Here is a 25020-nt window from a genome sequence, read left to right on the forward strand (position 1 = left end):
CGCACGCCCTGGACCGTGTAGGTCAGGTGGAAGCGCCGGCCGATCACCGTCTTCACGCGGCTCAGGGTCCACCGCTGGTCCTCCCAGCCGTGAGCGGCCGGGCCCTTGGCCAGCTCTGCCTCCAGCTGGGCGAACTGCTTTTGAGTCAGTCGCGGCAGCGACGCCGGCCCCTGCGACCGCAGAGCCCGCGGACCGCCCTCGTCCCACACCTGCCGCCACCGCTGCACCGAGCGGACGCTGACGCGCAGGTCCTTGGCGATCACCGAGCTCGCCTCACCCTGGGCGAACCTCTCAGCCGCCTTCAGCCGTAACTCCTCGCGGAACTGCTGCCGTTCGGCGGTCAGCCCGCCCCCTTGTGGATACCGCATGCCTTCGGTGATACCGCAGAGACGACGAGCCGTCAGCCCCTACGACACCACGAGTTCAACCTCAGTAATCAGGTAAATCCCGCGTCGTAAAAGGGCTTTGGGTCACGGCGGCGAAGAGTTCAGCCCAACTGCCGGTAACGGCCCCGGAAATACGTCAGCGGGCCGCCCTCCGCGCTCGGTACCCGGGCGGTCAGGACGCGGCCGATCACCAGGGTGTGGTCGCCGGCCGGGACCCGCTGCTCGGTGCGGCACTCCAGGGTCGCCAGCGCGCCGCCCACCAGCGGGGCCCCGCTGTACTCGCCGCGCAGGTACGGGATGTCCGCGAAGAGCAGGCGGTCGCTGACCCGGCCCTTCATCGCGAAGCGGCCCGCGACGTGCCGCTGGCTCTCGGAGAGCACGGACACCGCCCACAAGGGCTGCTCGTCGAGGAGTTCGTCCATGCGGGAGCCGTTGCGCAGGCTGACCAGCACCAGCGGCGGGTCCAGGGAGACCGACAGGAACGCGGTGGCCGTCATGCCGACGTCCTCGCCGGCCGGTGCCGCGGGGTCGTCGGGGTCCAGCGGTGGCTCCTGCGCGGTCACCAGGACCACGCCGGCGGCCAGGCGGGACAGGGCGGCTCGGAACTCGTCGTTGCTCACCCCCTCAGCATGCCGGGCGGCGGGCGCGGTGGTGATCGTGGACGGGGCGGAAGTGTTCGGCACGCCGGAAACGCTAATCTCCGCTTCACAGGCACCGCATCGGACCCCGGCCCGAGCCGGGACCTAGGACCAACGCCCGAGACGGGCACGGACCATGCACAAGCACCATGAAAACTGCGTTCGTCGAAGACGCGGGGAAACCGTGGAAAGTCCACGCAATTGTTCACGTTTAGCTGTGACTTGAGTCACAAGGGGCAAGAATTGTTGACCCTGTGTACCGAGTGAGCAGCGCGCTGTGATTCAGTGGCGGGGAAGCTGCTGGGACGATACGCCGAAGACAACCCTTGATTCGCTGCGAGGTCTCGGGGGGAGGGCGAGGATGGAGACCGAGTCGGAACCCTACGTCCGTCTTGCGTCACTGCGACAGCTCCACCAGGCCATGGCCGACATGAACACGGCCCGCAGCCTGGCGGACACCTTGCAGACGGTCGCCGACGGTGTCGTGAGCGCCCTCGGGTACGAGCTGGCGTGCGTCAACCTCGTACGCCCCGACGGCGACCTGGTCGTCGCCGCCCTGGCCGGGAACTCCGCCGCCGAGGCCCTCATCACCGGACGGGCCGGCTCCCGCGCGTCCTGGGACCGCCGCCTCAACATGGGCGAGCGCTGGGGCGACCTGGTCTTCATCCCGCACACCGAGGGCTGGGTCCTCGACGACGACGACGTCCCGCAGTGGTACACCGACGGGCCCGCGCCCCGCTTCGAGGACGAGTGGCACCCCTCCGACCGGCTCTTCGCCCCGATGTACGCCCCCGGCCCGCAGGGCGGAGGCACCTCCGGGGAACTGGTCGGCGTCCTCTCCGTGGACCGCCCGCGCAACGGCCGCCGACCCGGCGCCTGGGGCCGCGAGGCCCTGCAGATGTACGCCTTCCAGGCCGCCATCGCGATCAGCAACGCGCGCCTGCGGTCCAACATGCAGCGCGCCCTGGTCCGCCTGGAGCGCGAGCAGCAGGCGCTGCGGGCCAGTGAGGAAAGCTTCCGGCAGGCCTTCGAGTACGCCCCCTCCGGCATGGCCATCGCCGAGATGGGCGGCGACCAGCACGGCCGCATCCTGCGCACCAACGACGCCCTGTGTCGCCTGCTCGGCCGCCCCGCCTCCGCGATGCGCCGCTACTCCTTCTCCGACCTCGTCCACCCCGAGGACATAGGCACCCTGCTGCGCACCTCCGCCGAGGGCGGCCGGGCCGAGCTGCGGCTGGGCCGCCGCGACGGCACCTTCGTCTGGGTGTCGCTGCGCAACTCCGTCGTCGCCGACGCCGCCGACGGCCCCCGCTTCCTCCTCACCCACGTGGAGGACATAGAGGAGCGCAAGCGCCGCGAGCTCCAGCTCGCCCACCGCGCCTCCCACGACTCGCTCACCGGGCTGCCCAACTCCGCCGAGCTGCGCTCCCGGCTGTCCGCCCGGCTGTGCCGGCAGTCGCCGCACGGCGCGCCGCCCGCCGCCGTCGACTCCATGGCACCCTTCGAGTCCTTCGACTCCCACGACGCCGCCTACGGCCCGCCGGTCTTCGACCGGGGGCACGACTTCGACTTCCCGCCGGGCACGGAGGGGCACGAGGGCTACGACGGCTACGACCACCACGTGCACGCCGTCGCGCCCGCCGCGGAGTTCGACGACGGCGCCAAGGGACTCGCGGTCCTCTTCTGCGACCTCGACGGCTTCAAGTCGATCAACGACCGGTTCGGGCACAACGCGGGTGACGCGGTGCTCATCGAGGTCGCCCGCCGGCTCGGCGGCGGCGTGCGCGACGGTGACACCGTCGCCCGGCTCGGCGGCGACGAGTTCGTGATCCTCGCCGACGGTCTCGGCCGGGCCGACGCCCAGGACCTCGCCGTACGGCTGCGCAACGAGATCATCCAGCCCATCCGGGCCGAGGGACGGGCCGTGCGGGTCGGGGCCAGCTTCGGCATCGGGTGGGCGCAGTGCGGGATGACGGCGGACGAAGTGCTGAAGTCAGCCGACGAGCGGATGTACGTCGAGAAACGATCTCGTCCCAAACAGCATCGGCGCGCGGGATGAGCCGCAGGTCAGTGGTTTGATGCGATCCGGGTCACCCGTTAGGCCCATGGGAAGCGGGTAGGCTCGTTCTCTCCACCCCTCGTACCGCACCCGATCCGCAGCTAGGAGCACCAAGGGATGACGGCCGGCAACAACGGCGCGAGCACGCCGGAGGACGACGACCCGTTCGGCTACCTCTACGCCGACGGGCAGGCCAACGGGGCCCAGCCGCCGTCCGGGGGTTACGGCTACCCGAACTCGGTCAACCGGGTGCGGCCGGTCGGGACCCGCCAGTACGGCCAGCAGGGCCCCACTCCGCAGGCACCGCCGCAGCAGGGCGTCTACGGCCAGCCGAACGCCCACTACGCCGCCCCGGAGACGCTGCCCGGCGGCGGCGCCGGCACCCCCCACGCACACCAGTCGTCGCACGGCGGCGGGGGCGGCCGGGGCCGCGGCCCGAACACCAAGGGCCTGCTCATCGGCGCGATCGCGGTGGTCGCCGCGGTCGTGATCGGCATCAGCGTGGCCATGATCGGCGGCGACGACGAGGACGGCGGCGACAGCCAGGCGGACTCCACGCCGACCCAGTCCCAGGACAGCGGCGAACCGACCCCGTCGGCGAGCAAGAGCGCGGACGAGGAAGAGAAGGCGGAGCTGCCCACCGCCGACGCGAAGGCGATGCGGCTGGGCGGTACGGCCGCCCTCGCGTCGGACGTCGAGGGCGCGCGGTCCGACGGCGGCATCTATGTCGCCAACCTCAACCAGCCGGGGAACTCGGTCACCTGGACCGTCAACGACATCCCGGAGGACGGCGCCTACACCGTCTTCGTGCGCTACAGCACCACCGACGACCCCCAGTCGATGACGCTCACCGTCAACGGCAAGGAGTTCGGCTCCAAGCTCAACATGGACAACTTCGCCCGCGCCGAGGACGGCGACTTCTCCAAGGGCTGGACCCAGACCTACGCCTGGCCGACCCTCAACAAGGGCTCCAACACCATCTCGGTCTCCTGCGGCGACGGCGACAAGTGCAACGTCCTGCTGGACCAGCTGTGGCTGAAGGAGGGCCAGGTCAAGAAGTGACCCGGCCTACGCCGCGGTGACTTCCCCGGTCACCGTGACCCCGGTCAGCAGCTCCTCGTAGGCAGCCCGGTCAAAGTCGCCGGCCGTCGGGGACAGGACCGTCGCCGCCGACAGGGCCGCCGCCCGGGCCAGGCGGTCCGGCCAGGGGCGGTGTTCGACCAGGGCGGACAGCAGGCCCGCGACGGCCGCGTCGCCCGCGCCGGTCGGGTTGCCGCGCAGTCGTCGTGGCGGGGCCGCGCGCCAGTGGCCCTCCGGGGTCGCCGCGAGCAGGCCCTCCGGGCCCAGGGAGGCGACCACCGTGCCCGCGCCGCGCCGGCGGGCGTCCTGGGTGGCGCGCAGCGGCTCGTAGGAGCCGGTGAGCTCGGCCAGCTCCTCGGTGTTCGGCTTGAGGATGTCGGGACGGCCCGCCACCCCGCGGCGCAGCGCCGCGCCGCTGGTGTCTAGGAGGGTCGGTACCCGCGCCGCGCGCGCCGTGCGGATCAGGCCCGCGTACGCGCCCACCGGGACGCCCGGGGGCAGGCTGCCGCACAGGGCCACCGCCGAGGCGCCGGCCAGCAGGTCCTCGTACACCTCCTGGAAGGCGGACCACTCGGCGTGGGTGATCACCGGGCCGGGCTCGTCGAGCAGGCTGGTGGTGCCGGAGCGTTCGTCGACGACCGCGACGGTGCGCCGGGTCGTGCCGGAGACCGGGACCAGCGCGTCCGCCAGGCGCGGCACCCCGGTGAGCCCCTCCTGCAGGATCCGGCCCGTCGTGCCGCCCGAGAAGCCGGTGACGGTCACCTCATGGCCGAGGGCGGCGAGCACCCGGGCCACGTTGACGCCCTTGCCGCCGGGGCGTTCCGTCACCTCGGAGACCCGGTGGGAGGTCCCCGGCCGCAGGGACGGTACGTGATAGGTGATGTCGAGAGCGGTGTTCAGCGTGACCGTGAGGATCACCGGGCCGACCTCCCCCTTTGTGCATGGTCCTGCCGTGGAACCCGTGGTCACGATCATGCCAAACGGGCGGTGGTCGGCCCACCCCCCGGCCCGTTCCCGGGCCGTCCGCCGCCCGTGCGCCGCGGGACGGATCAGCCCAGTCGGGGATCGACCACCCATTCCCCCCGGCGCATGACGCCCTTGAGGGCGAAGTCCGCGTCCAGGACCACCAGGTCGGCGTCCTTGCCGGGCTCCAGGGAGCCGATCCGGTCGTCCAGGCCGAGCAGCCGGGCCGGGTTGGCGCACAGGGCCCGTACGACGTCCTCGACGGGCAGCCCGTCCACCGTGACCGCCCGCTGGAAGGCGCGGTCCAGGGTGAGCGTGGAACCGGCGATCGAGCCGCCCTCCACCAGCCGGGCCACCCCGTCCGCGACCTCGACCTCCAGCGGGCCCAGCATGTAGCGGCCGTCGCCGAAGCCGGCCGCGTCCATGGCGTCGGTGACGAAGGCGACCCGGGCGGCGCCCGCGTGGTGGAAGGCCAGCCGGAGCGCGGCCGGGTGCAGGTGGGTGCCGTCATTGATCAGCTCGACGGTGACCCGCTCGTCCTCCAGCAGGGCGGTGATCGGGCCGGGCGCGCGGTGGCCGAGCGGCGGCATCGCGTTGAACAGGTGGGTGGCGACGCTCGCGCCCGCGTCGATGGCCCGGAGCGTCTGCTCGTACGTGGCGTCCGTGTGCCCGACCGCCGCGATCACCCCGTGCTCGGCGAGCAGCCGTACGGAGTCCAGGCCGCCCGGCAGCTCGGTGGCCAGCGTCATCATCCTCGCCTGTCCGTGCGCCGCGTCGATCAGCTTGCGGACCTCGGCGGGGTCGGGGTCGCGCAGCAGCCCCTCGTCGTGCGCGCCCTTGCGGCACGGGGAGATGAACGGCCCCTCGAAGTGGATGCCGGCGATGTCGCCCTGCTGGGCCAGCTCGGCGAGCATCCCGGCCTGCCGGGCGAGGAAGTGCAGGTCACCGGTGACGGTGGAGGCGACCACCGTGGTGGTGCCGTGCAGCCGGTGGGTGTGCACGCCCTTGAGGACGTCCTCGGCGGTGCCGCCGGTGAAGGACGCCCCGCCGCCGCCGTGGTTGTGGAGGTCGACGAAGCCGGGGACCACCCAGTGGCCGCGGAGGTCGCACGCTTCCGCCTGCTCGGGCGCCGTGTCCGCGATCCGCGTGCCCTCGACGATCACGCGGCCGTCGTCCACGGTCCCGGTGGGCAGTACCACCCGGGCACCGGTCAGAACCTTGCTGGGGGCCATCAGGTGGTTACCTCCGAAGGAGACGAGGGGTCAGTGGTGTCGGCGAGCAGGTCCCGGGCGAGGAGCCCCGCGCCCAGGCATCCGGCGGTGTCCCCGAGGGCCGCGGGGACCAGGGACGGCGGCTTCTGGAAGGTGATCCGCCGCCGGACGGCCTCCCGCAGCGGTGTGAACAAGGCTTCCCCCGCCTCGGCGAGCCCGCCACCGACGATCAGAGTGCGGGGGTCCAGCAGGGTGAGCGCGGTGACCAGCCCGTCGGCGAGGGCGTCCACCGCCTCCTGCCACACCTGACGGGCCCGTGCGTCCCCGGACTCGACGGCCTTCGCGCAGTCCGCCGCGTCCGCGCCGGGGTCACCGCAGGCCGCGGCCCACGCCCCGCTCACCGCGGCGGCGGACGCGAACCGCTCCAGGCAGCCGCGCTGACCGCACGGACAGGGGGTGCCCCCGGGCCGTACGACGATGTGGCCGATCTCGCCCGCGAAGCCGTGCGCACCGGCCTCCACCCGGCCGTCGACGCCGATGGCGCCCGCGATGCCGGTGCCCAGCGCCACGAACAGGAAGCGGTCGGCGCCCCGGCCCGCCCCGATGCGGCCCTCGGCGAGACCGCCGGTGCGCACGTCGTGGCCGAGGGCGACGGGGACGCCGCCGAGGCGCTCGGTGAGCAGCGCGCGCAGTGGGACGTCGCGCCAGCCGAGGTTGGCCGCGTAGACGGCGGCTCCCCGAGCCTCGTCGACGATGCCGGGGACGGCGACGCCGGCGGCGGACGCGGCCTCGCCGTACCGCCGTACGCCGTGGGCGCGCAGGTCCGCCGCGAAGTCGAGGATGTCCGCGACGACCGCGTCCGGGCCGCGTTCGCGGCCGGTGGACCGGCGGGCCCGGTGCAGCAGCTCGCCGTCCGCCCCGATCAGGGCGGCCTTCATCCCGGTGCCGCCCACATCGAGGGCGATGACGTGTTTCACGTGGAACAGTGTGGACCGGCCACCCGCGAGAGGTCTAGTCCACTCACGTGGTGTAGACCTTGTTCCGATTATCGGAAACCTTTCAGGACGGCGCGGAGCGCCGGGACAGGGGCAAGGCACGTGCAGCGGCGGGGCAGGACAAGGATGATCGCGGTGGTGTCCGCACTGGGGCTGACGGGAGTCCTCGGCGGATGCGGGCTCGGTGGCGGGTCCTCCGACGTGACCCTGAGGCTGGTCGCCGCCGACTACGGCGACAGCGCGGCCAACAGCTCCAAGAAGTACTGGGCCGACCTGGTCGAGCAGTACGAGGCCGACCACCCCGACGTGAAGATCGACGTCAGCGTCTACTCCTGGAACGACGTCGACCGCAAGGTCAAGGAGATGGTCGACGCGGGCGACCCGCCGGACATGGCGCAGATCGGCGCGTACGCCGACTACGCGGCCGAGGGCAAGCTCTACAAGGCCGACGACCTGCTCTCCATCCCCGTGCAGGCGGACTTCCTCGCCCAGCTGACCACCGCGGGCGAGGTCGGCAGCGTGCAGTACGGCCTGCCGTTCGCCTCCTCCACGCGCGTCCTCTTCTACAACAAGAAGCTGTTCGCCGCGGCCGGCATCACCCCGCCGCGGACCTGGGACGAGCTCGCCGCGGCCGCCGAGGCGCTCAAGGCCGAGGGCGTGAAGTACCCGTACGCGCTGCCGCTCGGCCCGGAGGAGGCCCAGGCCGAGACCATGCAGTGGCTGCTCAGCGGCGACGGCGGCTACACCGACATCACGGGCACGTACAGCATCGACTCCGCGCAGAACGTCGAGACCTTCGCCTGGCTGAAGGACGAGCTGGTCGGCAAGGGCCTGACCGGTCCCGTCGAGCCCGGCAAGCTCGACCGGGCCGAGGCGTTCGCGGCGTTCGCCGCCGGGGACGTCGGCATGCTCAACGGGCACCCCTCGCTGATGGAGACGGCGAAGGAGAAGGGCGTGGAGTTCGGCATGGTGCCGACGCCGGGCATCGACGGCGAGAGCCCGACCACGCTCGGTGTCGCCGACTGGATGATGGCCTTCAAGGAGAACGGCCACCGCGACCAGATCGGCGAGTTCCTCGACTTCGTCTACAGCGAGGAGAACGTGCTCGACTTCTCCCGCGAGTACAACCTGCTGCCGGTCACCACCTCCGCGTCCCGGGCGATGGCCGCCTCCGACCAGGACAAGGACCTCAAGCCCTTCCTCGACCAGCTGGTGACCTCGGAGTTCTACCCGGTCGGCAACACCTCCTGGGCGACGGTCAACGCGGCGATCAAGAAGCAGATCGGCAAGGCGGTCGGCCCGGGCGGCAGCCCCGCCGGCGTCCTCGGCGGACTCCAGGCGACGGCGACGCGCGCGGAGGCCAGGGAGTAGCCTGCGGAGCATGGACACGGGGGACGAGGCGCACGAGGCCGGCGGCCTGGCCCGCCGCGAACGGGACATCCTGGCGCTGGAACACCGGGGCTTTCCCAGCCCCGGCCTCAAGGAACGGGCGATCCGCGAGGAACTGGGCCTGGCCCCCGTCCGCTACTACCAGCTCCTCAACGCCCTCCTCGACGACCCCCGCGCCCTCGCCCACGACCCGGTCACGGTCAACCGCCTGCGCCGCATCCGTGAAACCCGCCGTACGGAACGCTGACCCCGGGGTCCGGGACAGCGCCCCGGCAGACGGGAACGGGTACAGGTACGGGGACGGGGCGGCGGGGTGGGAAACCGTCAGGGCATTCGTTCCGCCAGCGTCCGCAGCAGTCGTACGACTCCCGCCGGTCCGTCGACCACCAGGTCCGCGCGGTCCCGCAGCTCCGTGACCTCGTCGCTGCCGCTGCACACCAGCAGCCCCGGAGTGCCGGCCGCGCGGAGCTTGTCGACGGCCGTGTAGGCGGCGAGGTCGCCCAGGTCGTCCCCGGCGTAGAGCACCGACCCGGCGCCGATCTCGCGGGCGTACTCCAGCAGGGCGACGCCCTTGTCCATGCCGGGCGGGCGCAGCTCCAGGACCATGCGGCCGGGCTCGACGACGAGGCCGTGCCGGGTGGCGAGGCCGGTGAGCGGCTCGCGCAGGGCCTCGAACGCGGCCTGCGGATCGGTGGCCCGGCGGGTGTGGACCGCCACCGCCCGGCCGCCCTTCTCCTCGATCCACGTGCCCCGCCACGCGCCGACCCGGTCGAGCAGCCCCGGCAGTTCCGCGCGGGCGGCGGCGACACCGGGGGGCGGGGCGGGCGCGGTGACCGTGCCGGTGACGGCGTCCCAGCGCTCGGCGCCGTAGTGGCCGAGAACGACGAGGTGCTCCAGGCCGGGGACGCCCGCGAAGTCCCCGTTCCGGACCGCGACACCGGCCGGCCGGCCCGTGACGACGGCGACCGCCGCCACCTTCGGGGCGAGCGCGGCGAGCGCGCCCACCGCGTCGGGGTGCGCGCGGGCCTGTTCGGGGTCGGCCACGATCGGCGCGAGCGTCCCGTCGAAGTCGAGCCCGATCAGTGCCTTCCCCGGCCGGGAGAGAAGCGCGTCCAGCCCTTCCCGCCCGGCCTGCGTGGCGGGCGTCGGCGTGGCGTTCGGGTCCGTGGAATCCGTATGGCTGGCCATACGTCCAACCTATCCACGCCCGCCCCCGCACACGCCTGTGTGACCGGCCATACCTCCTGTCAGCCGGGCGTCCCCTCCCGCAGCGCCTCCAGCTGCTCCAGGAACCACCGCGCCGGGGGCAGCGCGGTCGCCGCCGCGGCCAGGCGCTTGGTGCGCTCGGCGCGTTCGTCCGGGCCCATCGTCAGGGCCTCGTGCAGGGCGCCGGCGGTCCCGACGACGTCGTACGGGTTGACCGTGAGCGCGTCCTCGCCCAGCTCCTCGTGGGCGCCCGCCTCCCGCGACAGCACCAGCGCGCAGCCCGCGTCGGAGACGACCGGGACCTCCTTGGCGACCAGGTTCATGCCGTCACGGATCGGGTTGACCAGCGCCACGTCCGCCAGCCGGTACGCGGCCAGCGAGCGCGCGAAGTCGTCCTCGACGTGCAGGACGACCGGCCGCCAGCCCGGGGTGCCGTACCGCTCGTTGATCTCCTCGGCGACCCGCCGCACCTCGGCGGTGTAGTCGCGGTAGACGGCGAGGTCCTGCCGGGAGGGGTAGGCGAACGCGACGTGCACCACGCGCTCGCGCCACTCGGGGTGGTCGTCCAGGAGCTGCCGGTACGCCAGCAGTCCGCGCACGATGTTCTTCGACAGCTCGGTCCGGTCGACCCGGACGATCGTCCGGCGCCCCGCGCCGATCTCCTCCCGCAGCGCGGTGATCCGCTCCTCGACGTCCGCCTCGTGGGAGCGGGCGCGCAGGAAGTCCGCGTCGGCGCCCAGGCCGTGCACGCCGACGCGCGTCTCCCCGAGGCCGTCCGCGAAGCGTTCGCAGCACGCGGTGAACGCGTCCGCCCAGCGGCGGGTGAGGAAGCCGAGCCGGTCGGCGCCGAGCATGCCGCGCAGTACCTGCCGCGCGATGTCGTCGGGCAGCAGCGCGAAGTACTCCGGCGGCGCCCACGGCGTGTGCGAGAAGTGCGCGATGCGCAGGTCGGGGCGGAGCTCGCGGAGCATCCCGGGGACGAGGGTGAGGTGGTAGTCCTGGACGAGGACCGCCGCGCCCGGCGCCGCCTCCTCGGCCAGCGCCTCGGCGAACGCCCGGTTGTAGGCCTCGTACGACGCCCACCGCCGGCGGAACTCCGCGTCGAAGACCGGCTCCAGCGGCGTCTGGTACAGCATGTGGTGCACGAACCAGAGCACCGAGTTGGCGATCCCGTTGTACGCGTCGGCGTGCACGTCCGCCGGGACGTCCAGCATGCGCACGCCGTCCTCGCCGACCCCGCGCCGCACCGCCTCGCGGTCGCCGTCGGACAGCGCCGAGCACACCCACAGCGCCCCGGCGTCCGGCCCGATCGCCGACAGCCCGGACACCAGCCCGCCGCCGCCCCGCCCGGTCCGCAGCGAACCGTCGTCCTCCACCGTGTACGAGACGGGTCCGCGATTCGACGCGACCAGCACCTGAGCACCCTGAGCAGCCTGCGTGACAGCCATGGATGTCACCTAGCCCGGCCCCGGAGACCTCAAACGCGCGTGATCGGCCGTATACGGGTCAGGCCACCCTCCGCGCCCGGTACTCCGCGATCTCCGCCATCGGGGGCCGTTCCTCGGTGTCGACGGAGTACGTACGGGGTTCGAAGGTGTCGCCGGTGCGCTCGAACTGGGTGAGGGACGGGCGGATCAGATGGCCGCGGGCCAGGCGGAGCTGGGCGGTGCGGTAGATGGCGGCGGCCATCCGGCCGAGGGCCTGGCCGTCCTGGTGGCGGTGGATACGCACGCCGACGTCGACCTGGGCGAGGGCGTCCAGGCCGGCCAGGTGCAGGGCGTCGACCAGCATGCCGAGCTCGACGCCGTACCCGACCGGGAACGGGAGCTGTTCCAGCAGGCTCCGGCGGGCCGCGTACTCGCCGCCGAGCGGCTGGACGAAGCCGGCGAGCCGGGGCCAGTGCATGTTCAGCAGCGGGCGGGCCATCAGCTCCGTGACCCGGCCGCCCTGACCGGCCGCCGAGCCGAGGGGGCGGTCGTACATGGCCTTGACCAGCTGCACGTCCGGCTCGGTGAGCAGCGGGCCGACGATGCCGGAGACGAAGTCGGAGGAGAACTCCCGCAGGTCCGCGTCGACGAAGCACACGATGTCGCCGCGGGTGACGAGCAGGGAGCGCCACAGCACCTCGCCCTTGCCGGGGACCGCCGGTATCCGGGGCAGGATCGCGTCCCGGTGCACCACGCGCGCGCCCGCGGCCGCCGCCACCTCGGCCGTGCGGTCGGTCGAACCGGAGTCGACCACCACCACCTCGTCGACCAGCGGGACCTGGAGCACCAGGTCGTGCCGGATCGCCGACACGATGTCGCCGACCGTCGCCTCCTCGTCGAGCGCGGGCAGCACCACGCTCACCGTCTGCCCCGTCGCGCGCTTCGCCGCCAGCATCCGGTGGAGCGGGCGGTCGGCCACCGACCAGGACCGGTCGGTCAGCCAGCGCTCGACTTCTTCCAGCACGGTCCCGGACTCCTCACTGGCCTGTGATCCATCTCGCGGTTCGGACGACTATCTCAACCATGCAGGCCTTCGGTTACAGTCTTGAACAACGCCGATGACCACCGCATGCCGGGGTCACCGCGCGGAAGACAACTGAACACCGCTCATCCAGAGGGGCAGAGGGATACGGCCCGATGAAGCCCCGGCAACCCTCCAGTCGGTTCTTGTCACACGGACGTGGCGAGGCTCCCGGCTAGGGAAGGTGCCAAATCCGTCTCACGGCGAGGTGCGTCGTGAGGAAGATGAGGAGAAAGGGCCTCGCCTCCATGGCTGTGCAGACCGTTGCAAGCACCACCGATTCCGCCGCCGCGAACTCCGTCGACCTGGGCCCCGCCGCCGCGCTCTCCTGCCGCGAATGCGGACACCGGGTCCCCCTCGGCCCCGTCTTCGCCTGCGAGGAGTGTTTCGGCCCGCTGGAGATCGCGTACGACTTCTCGGCCCACGACGCCGAGGAGCTCCGCAAGCGGATCGAGGCGGGACCCGCGAACATCTGGCGCTACGCGCCGCTGCTGCCCGTCCCGGCGGACGTGGCGGCCAAGCCGAACCTGAACCCCGGCTGGACCAAGCTCGTCCAGGCCGACAACCTGGCGCGTGAGCTGGGCGTCGACGCCGGCAAGCTGTTCGTCAAGGACGACTCCGGCAACCCGACGCACTCCTTCAAGGACCGTGTCGTCGCCCAGGCCATCGAGGCCGCCCGCGCCTTCGGCTTCACCACCCTCTCCTGCTCCTCCACCGGCAACCTCGCCGGCGCGGTGGGCGCCGCCGCGGCCCGGGCGGGCTTCCGGTCCTGCGTGTTCATCCCGCACGACCTGGAGCAGGGCAAGGTCGTCATGGCCGCCGTCTACGGCGGTGAGCTCGTCGGCATCGAGGGCAACTACGACGACGTGAACCGTTTCTGTTCCGAGCTGATCGGCGACCCGGCCGGCGAGGGCTGGGGCTTCGTCAACGTCAACCTGCGGCCGTACTACGCGGAGGGGTCCAAGACCCTCGCGTACGAGATCTGCGAGCAGCTCGGCTGGCGGCTCCCGGACCAGATCGTGATCCCGATCGCCTCCGGCTCGCAGCTCACGAAGATCGACAAGGGGTTGCGGGAGCTGATCGAGCTCGGTCTGGTCGAGGACAGGCCGTACAAGATCTTCGGCGCGCAGGCCGAGGGGTGCTCGCCGGTGTCCACCGCGTACAAGGCGGGGCACGACGTCGTCCGCCCGCAGAAGCCGGACACGATCGCCAAGTCGCTGGCGATCGGGAACCCTGCGGACGGGCCGTACGTGCTGGACATCGCCCGTCGGACGGGCGGGGCGGTGGAGGACGTCACGGACGGGCAGATCGTCGACGCGATCAAGCTGCTCGCCCGGAGCGAGGGGATCTTCGCGGAGACCGCGGGGGGTGTCACGGTCGGCGTGACGAAGAAGCTGCTGGAGAGCGGGGCGCTCGACCCGTCCCTGACCACGGTCGTGCTCAACACCGGGGACGGTCTGAAGACGCTGGACGCGGTGGCCGGCACCGGGCTGACCGCGACGATCCGTCCCAGTCTGGAGTCGTTCCGTGAGGCCGGGCTTGTCTGAGTCGTTCGTCCGCGGGTCCGTTGTGGCCGGCCGTGCCCGCGCGGCGGCAGCCGCATGTCACACACCGTCCCGCGCCCCCAGGGTGCTGTCCCTTCCGGAGGTTTCGAAGTGAGCGTGACTGTCCGTATCCCCACCATCCTGCGCACCTACACCGGTGGGCAGGCCGAGGTCGCCGCCGAGGGCGCGACCCTCGGCGAGGTCATCTCGGACCTGGAGAAGAACCACGCCGGGATCGCCGCCCGGGTGCTGGACGACCAGGGCAAGCTGCGGCGGTTCGTGAACGTGTACGTCAACGACGACGACGTGCGGTTCGAGCAGGGGCTCGAGACGGCCACCCCGGACGGGGCCGGCGTGTCGATCATCCCGGCGGTGGCCGGAGGCTGATCATTACCTTCGGTAATGACGGTTACCCGGTGTCCGGGTCATTGCCCCCTCCGTGAGAGAAGCGGAGGGGGCAATTCCATGGGATTGAGCGCGGTAGAGTTGGGGAACGCGCTCCCGGTCCATCGACCGGAAACACTGATTTCCTGCCGCGGGTCCGACTGAATGCAGCCAAAGTGTCGGCCCTTTCGCGCCATTTGCGCCCTTTGTGCGGCCCGACTTGCCCTGGAATCGGGTGAATTCTCACCACATTCCGGACCGGCGCCGCCAAGATTTCTCGTCCGACTGACCTGTTGCAGACGGCAGTTGGACAGATACATTCAGCCGCGGTCGACGCGTTCCGGCGCACGCCCCCAACCATTGGGGGGTGAGGTCTGACCCGGATCCGCGAAGTGCGGATCCGTGCAAGGGCCAGTAATAGGGGAGTTAGGCATGGCTCAGGGCACCGTCAAGTGGTTCAACGCGGAGAAGGGGTACGGCTTCATCGCGGTCGACGGTGGTGCGGATGTTTTCGTCCACTACAGCGCGATCCAGATGGACGGCTACCGCACCCTCGAAGAAGGCCAGCGGGTCGAGTTCGAGATCTCGCAGGGTCAGAAGGGCCCGCAGGCCGACATGGTTCGTCTCAGCGCCTGAACGCGCCATCAGCCGCACGCATCTTCTGCCGACGAAGGGCCCGCACCCCCAGGGGTGCGGGCCCTTCGCCGTGCCCAGGGGGGTGCGCGGCGACGTTCGCGTGCGGCTGAGCGCCCCGTGTGCGCCCCATGGGCGCTTGCGCCCACCCGTCACCCGGCCGCCACCCCTCGACGAGCCCGCTTCGCGGGCGCGCCTTGCACTCGGGTGGGTCGAGTGCTAATCATTGGCGTTAGCACTCTGAAGGTGAGAGTGACAACGAAGGACCGGGTCGGTGAGGCCCGCGGGCCGTGTGGGGCAAGGAACCACGGGGCCGGCGAGCCGTCCGTCGCGGGCGCGGGCGCGGTCCGAAGGAATCACCCCCAGTCCTGGAGGGACCACTTCACATGGCCAAGATCATCGCGTTCGACGAGGAGGCGCGGCGCGGCCTCGAGCGCGGCATGAACCAGCTCGCGGACGCCGTCAAGGTGACGCTCGGCCCCAAGGGCCGCAACGTCGTCCTCGAGAAGAAGTGGGGCGCCCCCACGATCACCAACGATGGTGTCTCCATCGCCAAGGAGATCGAGCTCGAGGACCCGTACGAGAAGATCGGCGCCGAGCTGGTCAAGGAAGTCGCCAAGAAGACGGACGACGTCGCCGGTGACGGTACGACCACCGCGACCGTCCTCGCCCAGGCCCTGGTGCGCGAGGGCCTGCGCAACGTGGCCGCCGGCGCCAACCCGATGGCTCTGAAGCGCGGCATCGAGAAGGCCGTCGAGGCCGTCTCCGGCGCCCTGCTCGAGCAGGCGAAGGACGTCGAGACCAAGGAGCAGATCGCCTCCACGGCCTCCATCTCCGCCGCCGACACCCAGATCGGCGAGCTCATCGCCGAGGCGATGGACAAGGTCGGCAAGGAAGGCGTCATCACCGTCGAGGAGTCCCAGACCTTCGGTCTGGAGCTCGAGCTCACCGAGGGCATGCGCTTCGACAAGGGCTACATCTCGGCGTACTTCGCCACCGACATGGAGCGTATGGAGGCCGTCCTCGACGACCCGTACATCCTGATCGCGAACTCCAAGATCTCCAACGTCAAGGACCTGCTCCCGCTCCTGGAGAAGGTCATGCAGTCGGGCAAGCCGCTGCTGATCATCGCCGAGGACGTCGAGGGCGAGGCCCTGTCGACCCTGGTCGTCAACAAGATCCGCGGCACCTTCAAGTCCGTCGCCGTCAAGGCCCCGGGCTTCGGCGACCGCCGCAAGGCCATGCTCGGCGACATCGCCATCCTCACGGGCGGCGAGGTCATCTCCGAGGAGGTCGGCCTCAAGCTGGAGAACGCCACCCTCGACCTGCTGGGCAAGGCCCGCAAGGTGGTCATCACCAAGGACGAGACCACCATCGTCGACGGTTCGGGCTCGGCCGACCAGGTCCAGGGCCGCGTGAACCAGATCCGCGCCGAGATCGAGAACAGCGACTCGGACTACGACCGCGAGAAGCTGCAGGAGCGCCTGGCGAAGCTCGCCGGCGGTGTCGCGGTCATCAAGGCCGGTGCCGCCACCGAGGTGGAGCTCAAGGAGCGCAAGCACCGCATCGAGGACGCCGTCCGCAACGCGAAGGCCGCCGTCGAGGAGGGCATCGTCGCCGGTGGTGGCGTGGCCCTGCTGCAGGCCTCCCAGGTCTTCGAGAAGCTGGAGCTCGAGGGCGACGAGGCCACCGGTGCCGCCGCCGTCAAGCTGGCGCTCGAGGCCCCGCTGAAGCAGATCGCCGTCAACGCCGGCCTCGAGGGCGGCGTCGTGGTGGAGAAGGTGCGCAACCTGACCCCGGGCCACGGCCTGAACGCCGCGACCGGCGAGTACGTCGACCTGGTCAAGGAAGGCATCATCGACCCGGCGAAGGTGACCCGTTCCGCCCTGCAGAACGCCGCCTCCATCGCCGCGCTGTTCCTCACCACCGAGGCCGTCATCGCCGACAAGCCGGAGAAGGCCGCGGCCCCGGCCGGCGGCGGCATGCCGGGCGGTGACATGGACTTCTGATCCTCCCGAGGATCGGATCCGTCCGTCGTACGGCCGAGGGCGGCACCCCCTGTTCCGACAGGGGGTGCCGCCCTCGGGCGTCTCAGGCGGCGCACCACGGCACGCGGCAGACGTGCGGTGCCGTGCCCTGCGGGCACAGGCCCCGCGGCACCGCCTTGCGGACCGCCCGCCAGGTCCGCGGCGAGCACACCGGGCGGACCCGCGGCTCGACCGGCTCCCGCGCGCCGCCGCTTCCGCCCGGGTGCTCCCGGGCCCACCGGTCCGTCAGGTGGTCGTAGAGGTCGGCGGTCGTCATCCCACTCTCCGGCAGGGTGCGCAGGACGGTCCGCCCGACGAGCCGGGCACCGCGGGCCGCCACGGCTCCGTCGGCGAGCGCGCCGGCCCTTCCCCGTCCGCATACAGGCCGAAGCGCGGCAGGCGTGTCCTCACCGGGTGACCGCGTCCCGGTGCGCGGCACGGAGTTCCGTGACCGGGGTCACATCGGGGCTCCGACGGGAATGCCTCCTCTCACTTCCCGGTTCCGCTGAACGTGCATTTGATGCACGCACATATACCGACCGGTATTCGACGCAGAGGAGCCCCCACGTGACCGTCACCTCCCCGGACACGGCCGCCCGAGCGGCCGCGATTCTCTCCCGGCCCACCACGATCAACGGCCTGACCGTCCCCAACCGCATCGCCATGGCGCCGATGACCAGGATGTTCTCGCCGGGCGGTGTTCCCGGGGAGGACGTGGTGTCGTACTACTCCCGCCGCGCCGCGGCCGGTGTCGGCCTGATCGTCACCGAGGGCACGTACGTCGGCCACGAGTCGGCCGGGCTGAGCGACCGGGTGCCGCGGTTCCACGGGGAGGAGCAGCTCGCGGGCTGGGCGAAGGTCGCCGAGGCGGTGCACGCGGCGGGCGGCACGATCGTGCCGCAGCTCTGGCACATCGGCATGGTCCGCGAGCAGGGCCAGGAGCCGTACCCGGACGCCCCGGCGATCGGTCCGTCCGGGGTGCGCACGGACGGCACCGAGGGCAAGGGCAAGGCGATGACGCAGGCCGACATCGACGACGTCGTCGGCGCGTTCGCGCGGGCCGCCGCCGACGCCGAGCGCATCGGCTTCGACGGCGTGGAGCTGCACGGCGCCCACGGCTACCTCATCGACCAGTTCCTGTGGTCCGGCACCAACCGCCGCACCGACGCCTACGGCGGCGACCCGGTGGCCCGTGCCCGGTTCGCGGCGGAGGTCGTGGCGGCGGTGCGCGACGCCGTCTCGCCCGAGTTCCCGGTGATCTTCCGTTATTCGCAGTGGAAGCAGGACGCCTACGACGCCCGGCTCGCCGAGACGCCCCAGGAGCTGGAGGCGATCCTCGCCCCGCTCGCCGAGGCCGGCGTCGACGCCTTCCACGCGTCCACGCGCCGCTACTGGCTCCCGGAGTTCGACGACTCCGACCTCAACCTGGCCGGCTGGACGAAGAAGCTGACCGGGAAGCCCGCCATCACGGTCGGCTCGGTCGGCCTGAACGGCGAGTTCCTCAACGCCTTCCAGGGGCAGGGCGCCGAACTCGGCAGCATCGACAACCTGCTCGACCGGATGGAGCGGGACGAGTTCGACCTCGTCGCCGTGGGCCGCGCGCTGCTCCAGGACCCGCAGTGGGCGGCCAAGGTGCTGGCCGGCCGCTTCGACGAGCTGACGCCGTACGAGGCGGCGTCCCTGCAGACGCTGAGCTGAGCCGAGCCGGCCGGCCCGGCCGGCGGTGATGTGGTGCGGCGTCCCCCGGCCGAGGGGGGCGCCGCACCGCCGTGTGCGTCATCCCCCCGTCACTCCGTTTTAACTTGCTTAAGTCAATCAACCGCCATAAAGTTGCCTGAGTCAAGTAGGTTTGAGTCCTCACGGAGATCTCCTTCATGTCCGACACACCCGCCCGATCCGACACGACCGGCACCGCCGCGCCGCCCAAGACCGGTGCCGTGGTGCCCGTACTGGCCTTCAGCGGCATCGTGGTCTCGCTGATGCAGACCCTGGTGATCCCGATCGTGGGACAGCTGCCGCAGTACCTGAACGCCTCGGCGTCGGACACCGCCTGGGCCATCACCGCCACCCTGCTCGCCGCCGCCGTCGCCACCCCGGTCATGGGCCGTCTCGGCGACATGTACGGCAAGCGCCGCATGCTGCTGGTCAGCATGGCCATGCTGGTCGTCGGCTCCGTCGTCGCCGGACTCAGCGACTCCCTGGTCCCGATGATCGTCGGCCGCGCCCTGCAGGGCCTGTCGTCCGGTGTGATCCCGCTCGGCATCAGCATCCTGCGCGACGAACTGCCCGCGGAGAGGCTCGGCTCGGCCACCGCGATGATCAGCGCCTCGCTCGGCGTCGGCGGCGCCCTCGGCCTGCCCGCCGCCGCACTGATCGCCGACAACTTCGACTGGCACGCGTTGTTCTGGACCTCCGCCGCCCTCGGCGTCGTCGCCCTGCTCCTGGTCCTGGTCCTGGTGCCGGAGTCGAAGGTGCGCACCGGCGGACGGTTCGACCTGGCCGGCGCGGCCGGCATGGCGACCGGACTGGTCTGCCTGCTGCTGGCGATCTCCAAGGGCGCCGACTGGGGCTGGGGGAGCGGCACCACCCTCGGTCTGTTCGCGGCGGCCGTCGTCACCCTGCTGGCGTGGGGCTTCTTCGAACTGCGCGTCGAGCAGCCGCTGGTGGACCTGCGCACCACCGCCCGCCCCCAGGTGCTGATCACCAACCTCGCCTCGGTGGCGATCGGCTTCGGCATGTTCTCCATGTCCCTGGTCATCCCGCAGCTGCTCCAGCTGCCCGAGCAGACCGGCTACGGCCTCGGCCAGTCCCTGCTCGCCGCCGGACTGGTCATGGCCCCGTCCGGCCTGGTGATGATGGCGCTGGCGCCCGTCTCCGCGCTGGTCTCCCGCGCCAAGGGCCCGAAGGTGACGCTGATGATCGGCGCCCTGATCGTGGCCGCCGGCTACGGCCTGAACGTCCTGCTCATGAGCGAGGTCTGGCACTTCGTGCTGGCGTCCTGCGTCATCGGCGCCGGCATCGGCTTCACCTACGGTGCGATGCCCGCCCTCATCATGGGCGCGGTGCCCGCCTCCGAGACCGGCGCCGCCAACAGCCTCAACACCCTGATGCGCTCCATCGGCACCTCCGTCGCCAGCGCCGTCGCCGGTGTCGTCCTGGCGCAGATGACCACGCGGTTCGGCTCGTACGCGCTGCCCGGCGAGGACGGCTTCCGCACCGTCCTGGCGCTCGGCGCCGGGGCCGCGCTCATCGGCTTCGCCATCGCCGCCTTCATCCCGCGCCGGCCGGCCGGGGCGGCGGACGCGCACGCCGCCGCGGAGGGCCTGACCGAGGAGCCCACGAGGGCGGCCTCCAAGGCGTAGGCGCGGTTCACCGCGGCCGACGGCCGCCGCCCCGGAATCCTCCCGGTGCGGCGGCCGTTCGCCGTCACGGCGGCCGGACGCGGCCGACGAGGCGTTCCGGACGAGCTCCGGGAACGTCCCCGGGGGACCGGGCCGTGGAGGGGGAGGAGAGGGCCGGCTCCGGTCGGCCGGGCCGTTCGGGCCGTCCGGGTCCGGGGCGCGCCCCGGACCGGCTCAGGGATTGCCCATCGGCTCGATGTCGACCCGCACCGGCGTCCCCCACACGCGCAGCACCTCGTAGTCGGTGAACTCGTGCACGATCCGGTACGCCATGGCCGCACGGGGCCCGCGCCGCTGGGCCGCGATGTACAGCTCCGCCTCGCGCCGGTCCCGGCGCGGGGTGCCGCACAGCTGCCACGCCTGCCCGTTCCACAGCTCCGGCAGCCAGCGCTGCTGCGGCTGCGGCCGGTCCGCGCGCACCCCGTACCGGGACGGCGCGGGCTCGGCGGGCCGGGCCTGGGGGGCCGGGCCGTTGAACTCGGCGCGGCGGGCGGTACGGCGCCGGGTCTCGCAGAGCAGGCACAGGTCGGGGGCGCTCTTGTCGACCGGTCCGGTCGGGTGCTCGGCGCAGCGCGTGCTGGGCGCGGCCGTGGTGACGCTCTCCTCCAGCAGGTCCAGGGCCCGCTTCAGGTCGTCCTTCACTTCGTGCAGCCGGGCGTCCGGGGTGTCGGCGGACAGCGCCTCGCCGTGCTCCCCGAGCACGCGCAGGGCGCGGCCCAGGGCGGTGAGCTGCGCGTGGTTCATGGTTCGTCTCCGGGTCGGGTGCTCTCCAGTATCCGCCCACGGGCTTGTGCTACTCCCGCGCCCTGGCGAGCGCCGCCCGCAGGTGGCCGTCGGACTCCGCGAGCAGGCGGGCGGCCGTCGGGCCGTCCACGTCCGCCAGGACGACCAGGATCGCGTCCTTGACCTCGCCGCCCGTGGCGGCCAGGGCGCGCTCGACGTCGTCGTCCGCCGCGCCCGTCGCCTGCGCGACGATGCGGCGGGAACGGGCGCGCAGCTTCTCGTTGGAGGCCCGCACGTCGACCATCAGGTTCCCGTACGTCTTGCCGAGCCGGATCATCGTGATCGTCGACAGCATGTTCAGCACCAGCTTCTGCGCCGTACCGGCCTTCAGACGCGTGGAGCCGGTGAGGAACTCCGGGCCGACGACGACCTCGATGCCGTGCTCGGCGGCCGCCGCCAGCGCACTGCCCCGGTTGCAGGCCAGCCCCACGGTGAGGGCGCCGCGCGCACGGGCGTACGCGACGGCGCCGACCGCGTACGGGGTGCGGCCGGAGGCGGAGACCCCGACCACCGTGTCGTCGGCGGTCAGCTCCAGCGCGGCCAGGTCGGACTCGGCCAGCTCGCGCGAGTCCTCGGCGCCCTCCACCGAGGTGACCAGGGCGTCGGGGCCGCCCGCGATCAGGCCGACGACCCGCGCCGGGTCGGTGTTGAAGGTGGGCGGGCACTCGGAGGCGTCCAGCACCCCCAGCCGGCCGGCGGTACCGGCGCCCGCGTAGACCAGCCGTCCGCCGCGGGCCATCCGCTCGGCGACGGCGTCGATGGCGGCGGCGATCGCCGGCACCTGTTCGGCCACGGCACCGGCCACGGTGGCGTCCTCGCCGTTCATCAGCCGCGCGATGTCGAGGGTCGGCAACCGGTCGACGTCCGCCAGCTCGGGCCGGAACGCCTCGGTGGTCAGTGTCTCCAGCTGGGCGCGAAGGTCGTGGTGAGAAGTAGACATGACGGTGACTTTCCAGCTCGGGGTGGGAGAGCTCCCCCAGGGGCGCGGGGCTGTGACGTGTGCGGCTCCGCCGCGTGGGCGCGACCGGCCCCGGACCGGCCGCGGTCGAAGCACAGGACCAGCCCCTAGGGGCTCTTACGAGGCACCCGGTGCCGGTGCGCCAGCGCTTCGTACGACGCGGACAGCGCCGGCGCCGCCGACTCGTACGTCCGCTGGGCGACCCCCACGAACAGACAGTCCACCACCAGCAGTTGTCCCGTCCGGGACGACATCGCGGCCGGCCGCAGCTCGCTCTCCCGTGCCGTGGACGTGGTCAGGACGTGGTCGGCGTACTGCGTGACGGGACCGTCCGGACGTCCGGTGACCGCCACCGTCGTCGCCCCGTGCTCGAAGGCGACCCGGAGCGGTTCGATGACGTCCCCGGTCGACCCGGAGTGCGTGATGGCGATCGCCACGTCGCCCGACCGCAGCTGCACCGCGTTGGTGACGGCGAGGTGCGGGTCGCTGTGGGCGTGCGCCAGCAGGCCTATGCGCAGCAGCTTCTGGGTGAGGTCCTGGGCGACGAGCCCCGACGCGCCGACGCCGTACACATCGGTGCGGCGGGCCCCGGCCAGGGCGGTCACGGCCGCCGCGAGCTGCACGGTGTCCAGTCCGGCCGCGGTGTCGGCGAGGGTCTGCTGCTCGTCGTAGGCGAGTTTCGCCACGACGTCGGCCAGGGAATCGTCCACCGCGATGTCGGTGGTGATGGCGGGCGCGCGCCCGGACTGCTGCTGGGCGGCGAGCCCGGCCAGCGCGAGGCGCAGGTCGCGGTAGCCGGGGTAGCCGAGCAGGCGGGCGGTGCGGACGACGGTGGCCTCGCTGGTGCCGGTGAGTTCGGCGAGCCCGGTGACCGTGAGGGCCGCGCAGCCGGCCGGGTCGTCGACGACGGCCTCGGCGACCCGCTGCATGGAACGGGTCATCGACGGCGCCAGCGTGCGCACCTTGGCCGCCAGGGCGGCGGGCGCGGGAGGGGCGGGCACGGCAGGCGTACCGCCGCCCGGACCGTTTCCGAAAATTTCCTTCACTTCACGGGTCACGGTATGAAAGATATTTTCGTTCCGGTCGTGTGGTCAAGAGTGCGCACAATGGGGACATGGACCCCCACGGCGAACCCGGCGCCCCCGGACCCCACCCAATCAACCCCCTGGAACAAGCCTTGCACGCGGCACGCGCCCTCGTGCTCGCCGATCTGGTCGCGCGCGAGGCCGCCGAGGCGGACGTGGTCTCCCTCGTCGAGGAGTCCGTCACGCACCGGCGCTGGTGGGTGGAGCAGTGGCCGGACGGCGCCGGGTTCCTGGCCGGCCTGGTCGCCCAGGACGTACAGGACGCCCTGCTGGAACGGTACGGCCGCTGGCCGCTGTGCCCGGTCTGCGGCACCGGCGACCCGCACGCGCTGGACGTGGAGCCGGAACTCGGCCCCGATCCGCACTGGGTGTGCCACAAGGCGGGCGTGAGGGTCGCGGCCGTGGGCGGACTGGACGGGGCCGCGGGCGGAGCGGGCTCCTCGTGACCGTCTACATCGACCCGCCCACCTGGCCGGGCCACGGCCGGATGTGGTCCCACCTCGTCAGCGACCTCTCCTACGACGAACTGCACGCCTTCGCCGACCGCCTGGGCGTCCCCCGCCGCGCCTTCGAACGCGACCACTACGACATCCCCCGGCACCGGTACGCCGACGCGGTGCGCGCCGGGGCGGTCGAGGTCAGCAGCCGCGAGGTGGTGCGGCTGCTGCACGGGGCGGGGCTGCGGCGCCGCAAGGGCGCGGCTCAGCCCCGGAGTTCGTAGGAGATCTGCCCCTCCTGCCGGGACACCTCGGTGAAACCGGCCCGGGTGACGACCTTCTGCGAGGGCACGTTCTCCTGCTCGACGACGGCGGCCACCGTCCGTACGCCGTCCTGCTCCAGCGCCCAGCGCGACAGCGTGCGCAGCGCCTCGGTGGCGTAACCGTGGCCGCGGGCGCCCACGACCAGGTCGTAGCCGATCTCCACGCGGCCGTCCCCGTCCGGGACACCGTGGAAGCCCATCGCGCCCACCGCGCGGTCGTCGTCCCGCCGGACCAGCACGTACATGCCCCACTCCGGGTGGAACACGCCCTCCTCGTACTGCCGGACCATGATCCCGGCGCCTTCGCGGGTGCCGTCGGCGGCGGCCCCGCCGACCCACTCGTGACCGCCGTCACCCGCCAGGGACAGGTCGGCGGCGGTCGCCGGGGTGACGCCCTCCAGGGCCAGCCGCTCCGACCGGAGCACCGGGTTGTTGCTCCAGCGCCACCCGGTGACGGGCTCCCGGCCCGGCAGATCACCGCGCCCGGTGGCCCACAGCAGCGTCCGCCACGGCGTGGGCCCCGGCTGGACCCGCGGGAAGATCCGGGTGAGGGCGAAGGAGGCCAGTTCGGCCGGCGGCTCGTAGCCGATGCCCATTCCCTCGGCGATGTCGTGCGTGTGCAGCAGCACCTCGGCGACGCCCATCGCGGCGAAGCCCTCACGGTTCGCGTGCCGGAACGGGTACGGGTGGAAGGCGCGGACCGCGCGCGGGGTGGTGCGGACGGCGGCGGCGAGCAGGGCGCCGGTCGTGGTGATCACCTGGAGGGTGCCCGCGTTGTCGGCGGCGTCCAGGCCGTCCTCGCTTCCCTCGAGCGTGATCTCGAAGGGCACGTACGCGTTCCGGGCCCGTCCGGCGAGCTGTCCCGCGTACGCGATGAGATCGCTCGCGATGTGCGCCGCCGTCTTCCGGCAGCTCCACTCCAGCCGCCCGGCCCGCACCCCCGTCCAATCCCGGTCGGTGACCGCCCCCAGCGCCGCCACGCAGTCCGCGACGGCTTCCTCCACCTGTTC

General features: G+C 72.4%; 25 protein-coding genes and 1 riboswitch. Of the genes, 12 read left to right on the plus strand and 13 right to left on the minus strand.

Annotation, left to right across the window (positions count from 1 at the left end; all coding sequences use genetic code 11):
* Both ACH5AO_RS30325 and ACH5AO_RS30330 read right to left on the minus strand, forming a co-directional pair.
* A partial coding sequence (locus tag ACH5AO_RS30325) for a helix-turn-helix domain-containing protein (protein WP_398930181.1) occupies nucleotides 1-368 on the minus strand: 368 nt, incomplete at its 3' end.
* Nucleotides 369-487: 119 nt separating this feature from the next.
* On the minus strand, nucleotides 488-1069 hold the full coding sequence (locus tag ACH5AO_RS30330) for a flavin reductase family protein (protein WP_398930183.1): 582 nt from the start codon (nucleotides 1067-1069) through the stop codon (nucleotides 488-490).
* 316 nt (nucleotides 1070-1385) lie between these two features.
* Here ACH5AO_RS30330 and cdgB point away from each other — a divergent pair, with 316 nt between their 5' ends.
* On the plus strand, nucleotides 1386-3083 hold the full coding sequence (gene cdgB / locus ACH5AO_RS30335; protein WP_398930185.1) for a diguanylate cyclase CdgB: 1698 nt from the start codon (nucleotides 1386-1388) through the stop codon (nucleotides 3081-3083).
* 117 nt (nucleotides 3084-3200) lie between these two features.
* Complete coding sequence (locus tag ACH5AO_RS30340; RefSeq protein ID WP_398930187.1) at nucleotides 3201-4145, plus strand: carbohydrate-binding protein; 945 nt, start codon at nucleotides 3201-3203, stop codon at nucleotides 4143-4145.
* 6 nt (nucleotides 4146-4151) lie between these two features.
* Here ACH5AO_RS30340 and ACH5AO_RS30345 read toward each other — a convergent pair whose 3' ends face one another.
* The 3 genes from ACH5AO_RS30345 to ACH5AO_RS30355 form a co-directional block, all read right to left on the minus strand.
* Nucleotides 4152-5081: a 1-phosphofructokinase family hexose kinase gene (locus tag ACH5AO_RS30345; protein ID WP_398930189.1), complete on the minus strand. Its 930-nt coding sequence runs from the start codon at nucleotides 5079-5081 to the stop codon at nucleotides 4152-4154.
* Nucleotides 5082-5212: 131 nt separating this feature from the next.
* Complete coding sequence (gene nagA / locus ACH5AO_RS30350; protein ID WP_398930191.1) at nucleotides 5213-6358, minus strand: N-acetylglucosamine-6-phosphate deacetylase; 1146 nt, start codon at nucleotides 6356-6358, stop codon at nucleotides 5213-5215.
* Nucleotides 6358-7314 carry an ROK family protein gene (locus ACH5AO_RS30355; protein WP_398930193.1) on the minus strand — a complete coding sequence of 319 codons (957 nt, stop codon included), beginning with the start codon at nucleotides 7312-7314 and terminating at the stop codon, nucleotides 6358-6360. The genes nagA and ACH5AO_RS30355 overlap by 1 nt, the downstream gene beginning before the upstream one ends.
* A 144-nt stretch (nucleotides 7315-7458) precedes the next feature.
* On the opposite strand from ACH5AO_RS30355, the gene ACH5AO_RS30360 reads away from it, so the two are divergent.
* Nucleotides 7459-8703, plus strand: a complete 1245-nt coding sequence (locus ACH5AO_RS30360) for an extracellular solute-binding protein (RefSeq protein ID WP_398930195.1) — start codon at nucleotides 7459-7461, stop codon at nucleotides 8701-8703.
* Between the two features lie 10 nt (nucleotides 8704-8713).
* A complete protein-coding gene (locus ACH5AO_RS30365) occupies nucleotides 8714-8968 on the plus strand; it encodes a DUF3263 domain-containing protein (protein WP_398930197.1) in 255 nt (84 codons plus the stop codon).
* Nucleotides 8969-9045: 77 nt separating this feature from the next.
* Here the strand turns inward: ACH5AO_RS30365 and otsB are convergent, their stop codons facing one another.
* The 3 genes from otsB to ACH5AO_RS30380 are packed head-to-tail and all read right to left on the minus strand — an operon-like array spanning nucleotide 9046 to nucleotide 12378.
* Complete coding sequence (gene otsB / locus ACH5AO_RS30370; protein WP_398930198.1) at nucleotides 9046-9909, minus strand: trehalose-phosphatase; 864 nt, start codon at nucleotides 9907-9909, stop codon at nucleotides 9046-9048.
* A gap of 59 nt (nucleotides 9910-9968) precedes the next feature.
* Entirely contained in the window at nucleotides 9969-11375 is a 1407-nt protein-coding gene (locus tag ACH5AO_RS30375) for a trehalose-6-phosphate synthase (RefSeq protein ID WP_398930200.1), read from the minus strand.
* 58 nt (nucleotides 11376-11433) lie between these two features.
* Nucleotides 11434-12378, minus strand: coding sequence for a glucosyl-3-phosphoglycerate synthase (locus tag ACH5AO_RS30380; RefSeq protein WP_398930202.1), 945 nt, complete (start codon nucleotides 12376-12378; stop codon nucleotides 11434-11436).
* A gap of 140 nt (nucleotides 12379-12518) precedes the next feature.
* Nucleotides 12519-12666, plus strand: a riboswitch (SAM riboswitch).
* A gap of 17 nt (nucleotides 12667-12683) precedes the next feature.
* Between ACH5AO_RS30380 and thrC the strand changes: the two genes are divergently transcribed.
* The 4 genes from thrC to groL all read left to right on the plus strand — a co-directional run bounded on the left by thrC (nucleotide 12684) and on the right by groL (nucleotide 17005).
* Nucleotides 12684-13982, plus strand: coding sequence for a threonine synthase (gene thrC / locus ACH5AO_RS30385; RefSeq protein ID WP_398930204.1), 1299 nt, complete (start codon nucleotides 12684-12686; stop codon nucleotides 13980-13982).
* 108 nt (nucleotides 13983-14090) lie between these two features.
* Entirely contained in the window at nucleotides 14091-14366 is a 276-nt protein-coding gene (locus ACH5AO_RS30390) for a MoaD/ThiS family protein (protein WP_398930206.1), read from the plus strand.
* A gap of 429 nt (nucleotides 14367-14795) precedes the next feature.
* On the plus strand, nucleotides 14796-14999 hold the full coding sequence (locus ACH5AO_RS30395; RefSeq protein ID WP_004929928.1) for a cold-shock protein: 204 nt from the start codon (nucleotides 14796-14798) through the stop codon (nucleotides 14997-14999).
* Between the two features lie 383 nt (nucleotides 15000-15382).
* Nucleotides 15383-17005 carry a chaperonin GroEL gene (groL, locus tag ACH5AO_RS30400; RefSeq protein ID WP_398930208.1) on the plus strand — a complete coding sequence of 541 codons (1623 nt, stop codon included), beginning with the start codon at nucleotides 15383-15385 and terminating at the stop codon, nucleotides 17003-17005.
* 82 nt (nucleotides 17006-17087) lie between these two features.
* Here groL and ACH5AO_RS30405 read toward each other — a convergent pair whose 3' ends face one another.
* A complete protein-coding gene (locus ACH5AO_RS30405; protein ID WP_398930210.1) occupies nucleotides 17088-17363 on the minus strand; it encodes a hypothetical protein in 276 nt (91 codons plus the stop codon).
* A 227-nt stretch (nucleotides 17364-17590) separates the two neighbouring features.
* Between ACH5AO_RS30405 and ACH5AO_RS30410 the strand changes: the two genes are divergently transcribed.
* Both ACH5AO_RS30410 and ACH5AO_RS30415 read left to right on the plus strand, forming a co-directional pair.
* Nucleotides 17591-18721 carry an NADH:flavin oxidoreductase gene (locus ACH5AO_RS30410; protein ID WP_398930212.1) on the plus strand — a complete coding sequence of 377 codons (1131 nt, stop codon included), beginning with the start codon at nucleotides 17591-17593 and terminating at the stop codon, nucleotides 18719-18721.
* Between the two features lie 176 nt (nucleotides 18722-18897).
* On the plus strand, nucleotides 18898-20385 hold the full coding sequence (locus ACH5AO_RS30415) for an MFS transporter (RefSeq protein WP_398930214.1): 1488 nt from the start codon (nucleotides 18898-18900) through the stop codon (nucleotides 20383-20385).
* Between the two features lie 213 nt (nucleotides 20386-20598).
* Here ACH5AO_RS30415 and ACH5AO_RS30420 read toward each other — a convergent pair whose 3' ends face one another.
* The 3 genes from ACH5AO_RS30420 to ACH5AO_RS30430 form a co-directional block, all read right to left on the minus strand.
* Complete coding sequence (locus ACH5AO_RS30420) at nucleotides 20599-21168, minus strand: hypothetical protein (protein WP_398930216.1); 570 nt, start codon at nucleotides 21166-21168, stop codon at nucleotides 20599-20601.
* A gap of 49 nt (nucleotides 21169-21217) precedes the next feature.
* A complete protein-coding gene (murQ, locus tag ACH5AO_RS30425) occupies nucleotides 21218-22147 on the minus strand; it encodes an N-acetylmuramic acid 6-phosphate etherase (RefSeq protein WP_398930218.1) in 930 nt (309 codons plus the stop codon).
* Nucleotides 22148-22272: 125 nt separating this feature from the next.
* Complete coding sequence (locus ACH5AO_RS30430; protein WP_398930220.1) at nucleotides 22273-23223, minus strand: MurR/RpiR family transcriptional regulator; 951 nt, start codon at nucleotides 23221-23223, stop codon at nucleotides 22273-22275.
* 56 nt (nucleotides 23224-23279) lie between these two features.
* Here ACH5AO_RS30430 and ACH5AO_RS30435 point away from each other — a divergent pair, with 56 nt between their 5' ends.
* Both ACH5AO_RS30435 and ACH5AO_RS30440 read left to right on the plus strand, forming a co-directional pair.
* Nucleotides 23280-23696, plus strand: a complete 417-nt coding sequence (locus ACH5AO_RS30435; RefSeq protein WP_398930222.1) for a hypothetical protein — start codon at nucleotides 23280-23282, stop codon at nucleotides 23694-23696.
* Nucleotides 23693-23971, plus strand: a complete 279-nt coding sequence (locus ACH5AO_RS30440; protein ID WP_217130146.1) for a DUF4031 domain-containing protein — start codon at nucleotides 23693-23695, stop codon at nucleotides 23969-23971. Before ACH5AO_RS30435 ends, ACH5AO_RS30440 begins: the two co-directional genes overlap by 4 nt.
* On the opposite strand, the gene ACH5AO_RS30445 is transcribed toward ACH5AO_RS30440, so the two are convergent.
* Entirely contained in the window at nucleotides 23953-25014 is a 1062-nt protein-coding gene (locus ACH5AO_RS30445) for a GNAT family N-acetyltransferase (protein ID WP_398930380.1), read from the minus strand. The genes ACH5AO_RS30440 and ACH5AO_RS30445 overlap by 19 nt on opposite strands.
* Nucleotides 25015-25020: the final 6 nt, after the last annotated feature.

Source organism: Streptomyces sp. NPDC018964 (assembly GCF_044390325.1).
Classification (GTDB): domain Bacteria; phylum Actinomycetota; class Actinomycetes; order Streptomycetales; family Streptomycetaceae; genus Streptomyces.

Bases quoted from the DNA above. Each gene is read 5' to 3' on its own strand.
- ACH5AO_RS30395 (WP_004929928.1), top strand. From the start codon at position 14,796: ATGGCTCAGGGCACCGTCAAGTGGTTCAACGCGGAGAAGGGGTACGGC.
- ACH5AO_RS30360 (WP_398930195.1), top strand. From the start codon at position 7,459: ATGATCGCGGTGGTGTCCGCACTGGGGCTGACGGGAGTCCTCGGCGGA.
- ACH5AO_RS30365 (WP_398930197.1), top strand. From the start codon at position 8,714: ATGGACACGGGGGACGAGGCGCACGAGGCCGGCGGCCTGGCCCGCCGC.
- cdgB (WP_398930185.1), top strand. From the start codon at position 1,386: ATGGAGACCGAGTCGGAACCCTACGTCCGTCTTGCGTCACTGCGACAG.
- ACH5AO_RS30340 (WP_398930187.1), top strand. From the start codon at position 3,201: ATGACGGCCGGCAACAACGGCGCGAGCACGCCGGAGGACGACGACCCG.
- nagA (WP_398930191.1), bottom strand. From the start codon at position 6,358: ATGGCCCCCAGCAAGGTTCTGACCGGTGCCCGGGTGGTACTGCCCACC.
- groL (WP_398930208.1), top strand. From the start codon at position 15,383: ATGGCCAAGATCATCGCGTTCGACGAGGAGGCGCGGCGCGGCCTCGAG.
- ACH5AO_RS30435 (WP_398930222.1), top strand. From the start codon at position 23,280: ATGGACCCCCACGGCGAACCCGGCGCCCCCGGACCCCACCCAATCAAC.
- ACH5AO_RS30375 (WP_398930200.1), bottom strand. From the start codon at position 11,375: ATGGCTGTCACGCAGGCTGCTCAGGGTGCTCAGGTGCTGGTCGCGTCG.
- thrC (WP_398930204.1), top strand. From the start codon at position 12,684: ATGGCTGTGCAGACCGTTGCAAGCACCACCGATTCCGCCGCCGCGAAC.
- murQ (WP_398930218.1), bottom strand. From the start codon at position 22,147: ATGTCTACTTCTCACCACGACCTTCGCGCCCAGCTGGAGACACTGACC.
- otsB (WP_398930198.1), bottom strand. From the start codon at position 9,909: ATGGCCAGCCATACGGATTCCACGGACCCGAACGCCACGCCGACGCCC.
- ACH5AO_RS30415 (WP_398930214.1), top strand. From the start codon at position 18,898: ATGTCCGACACACCCGCCCGATCCGACACGACCGGCACCGCCGCGCCG.
- ACH5AO_RS30420 (WP_398930216.1), bottom strand. From the start codon at position 21,168: ATGAACCACGCGCAGCTCACCGCCCTGGGCCGCGCCCTGCGCGTGCTC.